Origin of the sequence: Fluviicola sp. (assembly GCF_030151805.1) — a bacterium.
In the GTDB taxonomy this organism is placed as follows: domain Bacteria; phylum Bacteroidota; class Bacteroidia; order Flavobacteriales_D; family Crocinitomicaceae; genus Fluviicola.
This window is the reverse complement of record NZ_JASLCN010000095.1, coordinates 1-6,159: the sequence shown is the minus strand read 5'-3', so window position 1 is coordinate 6,159 and position 6,159 is coordinate 1. Positions and strand designations below refer to the sequence as shown.

The 6,159-nt window shown below is 42.7% G+C and carries 7 protein-coding genes; all 7 read right to left on the bottom strand.

The genetic code is table 11. The annotated features are described in order from the left end of the window. Window positions 1–3,076 (bottom strand): choice-of-anchor J domain-containing protein (locus Q1V93_RS03720; protein ID WP_300661622.1); only part of this gene is annotated, 3,076 nt, incomplete at its 3' end. Between the two features lie 164 nt (window positions 3,077–3,240). Then, a complete protein-coding gene (locus Q1V93_RS03715; RefSeq protein ID WP_300661619.1) occupies window positions 3,241–3,591 on the bottom strand; it encodes a hypothetical protein in 351 nt (116 codons plus the stop codon). A gap of 88 nt (window positions 3,592–3,679) precedes the next feature. Beyond that, on the bottom strand, window positions 3,680–4,636 hold the full coding sequence (gene ftsY, locus Q1V93_RS03710; RefSeq protein WP_300661616.1) for a signal recognition particle-docking protein FtsY: 957 nt from the start codon (window positions 4,634–4,636) through the stop codon (window positions 3,680–3,682). Between the two features lie 72 nt (window positions 4,637–4,708). Next, window positions 4,709–4,864: a DUF4295 domain-containing protein gene (locus Q1V93_RS03705; RefSeq protein WP_124746357.1), complete on the bottom strand. Its 156-nt coding sequence runs from the start codon at window positions 4,862–4,864 to the stop codon at window positions 4,709–4,711. Window positions 4,865–4,911: 47 nt separating this feature from the next. After that, window positions 4,912–5,100 (bottom strand): 50S ribosomal protein L33, encoded by a 189-nt coding sequence (gene rpmG, locus Q1V93_RS03700; protein ID WP_294677131.1) that lies wholly within the window; start codon window positions 5,098–5,100, stop codon window positions 4,912–4,914. A 47-nt stretch (window positions 5,101–5,147) separates the two neighbouring features. Further along, a complete protein-coding gene (gene rpmB / locus Q1V93_RS03695; protein WP_124746359.1) occupies window positions 5,148–5,384 on the bottom strand; it encodes a 50S ribosomal protein L28 in 237 nt (78 codons plus the stop codon). Between the two features lie 67 nt (window positions 5,385–5,451). Then, on the bottom strand, window positions 5,452–6,159 hold a 708-nt coding region (locus Q1V93_RS03690), incomplete at its 5' end, for a nicotinamide-nucleotide amidohydrolase family protein (protein ID WP_300661607.1).

The following is a 6,159-nucleotide window of genomic DNA, read 5'->3' as shown; positions in this document are numbered from 1 at the left end:
AAATGTTATTTCCGTATGCAGACAGATTTCGGAAAGCAATAATGACATTCGCCTGGCCAACATAAGGAGTCAGATTCACCGTTTCCGATCTCCACTGAGCGGCAGTTGTTGGAGCAAAAGCACTTGTGGTATTCGTAGTAGTAGCCAATGTAGCTCCCGATTTGGAGTAAACACTCGTAAATGTCAACCCGCAATCTGTAGAAACCAACACTTCCAAACCATCCGTACTTGCATTATTGTATCGTGCATAGGCCACATCAAATACCATTTGAGCAGAAGAATACCCCGTAAAGATCAACGGTTTTATTCTCACGACATCATCGTCTGCATCATTGAACTGGTAATTATCAAACCACATCGAATTTCCGGCAGTCGGAGTCAATCCGACAGTCGCTGAACGCGCCCAGGTTGTAGTGGAATTATTGGCATTTTGAATACTCCATCCCGTTGGCGGGAAAGTAGCTGTTCCAAACCCTTCCGTCAATGGCAAAGCTGATGCTGTAGATGAAATCACGGTGATGTACCCCGTTTTTGTTTCCGTATCCGAACCATTTGCATTCGTTGCAACAAGCGTTACCGCGTAGGTTCCGGCTGTGTTATATGTTATTGTTGGATTGGTTGCCGTGGAAGTAGAAGGAGTTCCTCCTGTAAAAGTCCATGCATAAGAAGTTGAAAGTGTAGACAGGTTGGTAAAAGTAATGGAAGATCCCTGGCAAATAGTTGTTTGTGATGCCGAAAAATCCGCCACCGGAGGACTCACGATTCCAAAACCATTCAGCACAAAATTATACGTTCCCTCATCACAATCGTTCGTTCCGAATTGAATGTTCCCGGTGAAGTTTCCGGCAGCATTCGGCGAAAAAACCACCGTTAAAGTCGTGGTAGAACCAGGAGTCACGGTTGTTGTTCCGAAACCTGTCCCCAGGGAAAATCCTGTTCCGGTTACCGTAATCGGGTTCGTCAAGGTCAAATTGGTTGTTCCGGTATTCGTGATCGTAAACGTAGCAGTTGTCGATCCTCCGACCTGCGTATTGGCAAACGTGTAAGCTCCGCCATCAAGAACCTCAAGTCCTGCGGAAGTCAATTGAATCTCTCCGGGGGTCGTTCCTTCGAACTTCACGTTATCAATAAAGATATTGTTCCCGTTTGCAGAAACTCCTCTGAAACGGAACCGGAGATTTTTAGAAGTTGTACCAACATACGACATCAAACTGATGGTTTCTGTTCGCCAGTCGGAAGCTGCTGTCGGGAAATACTCCGTACCAAGAATCGTTGCATTTTGATACAAATACGGAGTTGTATTTCCTGTTTTACTGTAAACATTCGTCCAGGTAACACCACAATCCGTAGAAATCTGAACAATCAACTGATCGTTTGAAGCCGCAACACGTTTTCGGTATGCCACATCGAATTTCAAAGTTGCCGCAGTTGCATTGCACGGCAATAAAAATACCGGAGTATACAAATCTTCATTCGATGTAGAGCTATTTCCATAACACGGAACCTGCGCCATATTATTCGTGAAAGTTCCTGTTGAAGAAACTCCTGAAGCCGGAGACCATTTAAAACAATCTGCATTTACGTTATCAATGCGCCACTTAACATCCGGCGGAAATGACTGACCTTCGAAATCCTGCGTATAATTCGGCATGATTCCGTTTGAAACCACAAAATCAATTCCCGAAGTATCGTAAACCGCATACGGATCTGCTACTCCGTTCGGCAAAGTCGAATAAGCTCTGAAGGAATGTGTCCCCAGTGTAGCCGTAAATGCAGGTAAATTAACTGTTGCGGAAGCATTCGGGCTCAAATTCCCGGTCCAGCTGAAAGTAACCGGAGTTCCGTTATCTATTTTATAGGAAATTGTCGCAGCGGTTAAGTTATTCGAACCGCGATTTCTCAATTGCACACTTGGAGTGATTGCGCCTGCACAATTATCACCGATCGGTGCAAACACATCCGTCACGGAAGCATCACTCGGATTCGGAGGCGTACAGGCATCTGAATTGATTAACGCAACCCGCATCGGTGAACCTTCCAGCACAGCCCTCATGCGTTGTTTCTGATCGTTGGTAAACACGCTCATACAAAGATCATCCGTGTAATCCATGTAATTCTCAATCATATCCGGTCCCTGATCAGGTGCTGCCGTACAGGAGTTTTGCCCGGTCGGACAACCATAATTCGCTGCATTGGCAGTTGGTGTATCATTACAGTAATCCGTTGCACTACAGTTTCCATCTCCCCAAATATGACGCAATCCAAGCCAGTGGCCGATTTCATGCGTTGCAGTTCTTCCCTGGTTGTAGGGTGCGGGATATCCCGTAACAGAACTTTTCCCGATTGAATTATAGAGAAAAACAACTCCGTCCGTCGCAGCAGCAGGAGTTCCGCAACCCATTCCACCAAGCGGTGATTGAGGAAACTGCGCATATCCCAGGATTCCCCCGCTGATGTTACACAACCAGATGTTCATGTATTTATCCGGAGACCAGCCTCTTGTAGCTGTCGGAGTTCCGTTATTATAAGTATACGTTTTGATGGTTGCATCAATATAGGTCGTTGAATAAGGCGGTGTGGAGAAGTTTGCTGTAGAACGGTTGATCCGGTTTACACCATTTTCTCCGTTTGGAAAGGCAGAACCGTCCGGTCTTCTTTTCGCCAAACAAAATTCGATTTGAGTATCTGCTCCAACCGGGTTTGTATTCCAGCCGTTTGTTCCGAACATGCGGCGAAAATCTTCATTCAACACGTCAATCTGTGATTGGATTGCGGCATAACTGACATTGGTTCCAGAACCAACAGCTTCGCCGTTATGAATCACGTGAACAACGACCGGAATCTGGTATACTCCTCCGATAATTTTTCCGGCAACAGGAGTACTGAGTTCCGACTGAAGCCATTGTTCAAATTGAGCACTTGATTCTAATTCCGGGTGGTTGGCATGCAGAATCGCATCATTTTCATCCGTGTAACACCGCACTACACCATTTGTTTGGCCCGATACCCCACAAGAGAGCACCGTGAAAAACAAACATGCGACGAATGCACGTAGTTTTACTCCGTTAGTTTCCATAAAGCAGTTTTATCATTTGAACGAATGCCCTTAATCCTTAAATGGAAATAACTGATTTAGAGCACCCAATTCTAGTTTTAGCGAACCAATGATAGTAAAAAAAAGCTGATTGACAAACTTTTAGAGTTTAAATATTAACATTGACTTATCAACAATGTTTAATTCTATTCAAACATATCTCCAAGCATACTCTCGCCTGCCTGACCTATAAACGGAACATATTTTTTTTCACCCCGAATAGCTGAAATAAGGAGCATTAACCAAACCAAAAAGAGTACGATCGAGATCACATTAATCAGGATCACACCAATGAATGGAATAAAAAACAAGATGGTATCGACAATACTTACTGCTGCTCCAACAAGCATCAGAATAAGCATTTGTCTTAAATGAAAGGCCGTAAATTTACGCTCTTCCCCCTCAGTTGAGGAAACTTGGACAAGTGAAATAATCCAACCTATCAAAGTGCAATAACAAATAATTGCATTGGTTTTATTAAGTGAGTTTGAATCCATGGTGATATAAGTAACACTAAAATAGATTGTTAATTATATTTCCGGCTCAAAAATTAGTGAATAGTGAATTTAAATGACTGGATTTCAATTATTCTCCAAAAATCGACGAAACAAATTCTTCTTTATGGAAAACCTGCAAGTCTTCAATTCCTTCTCCGACACCTATAAATCGAACAGGAATATTCATTTGGTCCGAAATACCGATCACAACTCCTCCTTTTGCCGTACCATCCAGTTTTGTGATGATCAAACCGGTCAATGAAGTAGCGAGCGCGAATTGTTTTGCCTGTTCAAAGGCATTTTGTCCGGTCGAACCATCCAAAACCAATAAAATCTCATGCGGTGCATCCGGAACAACCTTCTCCATCACACGCTTGATCTTGGAAAGTTCGTTCATCAGGTTCACCTTGTTATGCAAACGTCCGGCAGTGTCGATAATCACAACGTCAGCTCCCTGAGCCTTTGCAGAACTTAAAGCATCAAAAGCAACCGAAGCAGGATCTGCTCCCATTCCTTGCTGAACGATCGGAACTCCTACTCTTTCAGACCAGATAATCAACTGATCAACCGCTGCAGCACGGAATGTATCGGCAGCTCCTAGAACTACTTTTTTTCCTGCTTTTTTAAACTGGTTCGCCAATTTCCCGATCGAAGTTGTTTTTCCAACTCCGTTCACCCCTACAACCATAATCACATGCGGATTTCCATTGTGGTTCGGAATATGATATTCTGTTGGCCCGTCCGTATCATTTTCAGATAACAAACTTGCAATTTCTTCTTTCAGAACGCGGTTCAACTCATCCGTTCCAACGTATTTGTCTCTGGAAACGCGTTCGTTGATCCGGTCGATAATTTTCAAGGTGGTGTTTACACCGACATCGGAGCTGATCAGAATTTCTTCCAACTCATCCAAAACCTCATCATCTACACGGGATTTACCAACCAATGAACGAGTTAGTTTACCGAAAAAACTTTCCTTTGTTTTTTCAAGTCCTTTATCGAGTGTTTCTTTATTCTCCTTGGAGAACCAACCAAATAATGCCATAGTTCAAAAATACAAAAACCCCGAAATAATTCGAGGTTTAAAAACAATATCGCGTTTACAACTTTTAAAGAATTAGGCTTTAGTAAACCACTCTTTAACTTTATCGTTGTGTACAATCTCTTCTTTGAATGCGAAAGAACCTGATTTCTCAGACTTAACCATCTTGATTACTTTCGTATGCTCTTTTCCTCCACCTTTTTGTAGGGATGCTACTACTTTCTTAGCCATGACTTAATTTTTTAAATATTATCAATCAATCCGCAGTGGCGGATTGCTTACTTAATCTCTTTATGAACCGTGTAACGCTTCAAGATCGGGTTGAATTTTTTAATTTCCAAACGATCAGGAGTGTTTTTACGATTTTTCATCGTAATGTAACGGGATGTTCCCGCCATTCCAGATTCTTTGTGCTCAGTGCACTCTAAAATAACCTGGATTCTATTTCCTTTTGCTTTCTTAGCCATTTTCTTAATTCTTTATGATTGAACCACTTTTGTGACCGAATCCGGATTTACTTTAAAAAACCTTTTTCACGTGCTTCTTTCAAACACGCAGAAATCCCTTTCTTATTAATTGTTCTCAACGCAGACGCAGAAATCTTTAATGTAACATACATATCGTCTTCTGGTACGTAGAACTTCTTAGTTAACAAGTTCGGGTAAAACTTGCGTTTTGTTTTGCGGTTTGAGTGAGAAACGTTGTTCCCTACCATTACCGACTTTCCTGTTAATTGACAAACTCGTGACATTGTATTTTATTTTTCCTTATTCTAAAAGCGGGTGCAAAGAAAAGCAAATTCCAACAATTAAGCAACATTAATCATTCTTTTTTTCAATATTTATTCCTAAAATTTCGCAGCGCAACAAATTTAGAGCCGTCAACACGGTCATTTGGACTGTTCTGTGTCTGTCCGTCCCGAAAAGAAATTTTCTGGAAATTTTTCTCTCCGGTCCGTCAATTGCAATCCAAACGGTTCCAACCGGTTTTTCTTCACTTCCGCCAAGCGGTCCCGCAATTCCCGAAACGGAGATCGCCCAGTCTGTTCCCAAAACCACTTTTCCACCCGAAGCCATTTCAAAAACCGTCTCCTCCGAAACAGCTCCGAAACGTTCCAAAGTACTTTCCTGCACATGCGCCAATTTCGTCTTCAACTCATTACTATAAGTAATCAAACCTCCAAGCACATAAGCCGACGAACCGGAAATGCTTGTCAGCTTCGCCATAACAGCTCCTCCTGTACAGCTTTCAATCGTTCCGACAGTTTCTTTTCGCTCCTCTAAAAGCTTCCCTACAACCTCCGCCAAAGTCTCTTCCTCTTCACCATATACATAAGCCGGAATCATTTCCTTTAATAAAGACCCGAAATAATTCACCCGTTCCTGGTCGCCGGTACTGGAACTGATGCGCAGTTTCACCATTCCCGGAGAAGGCAGGTAAGCCAGGTCCAAACCTTCTTCGCGCAATTGGTTTTCCCAATCTTCTATGCGTTCGGCTAAAAAGGATTCTCCGATTCCCTGTGTCAG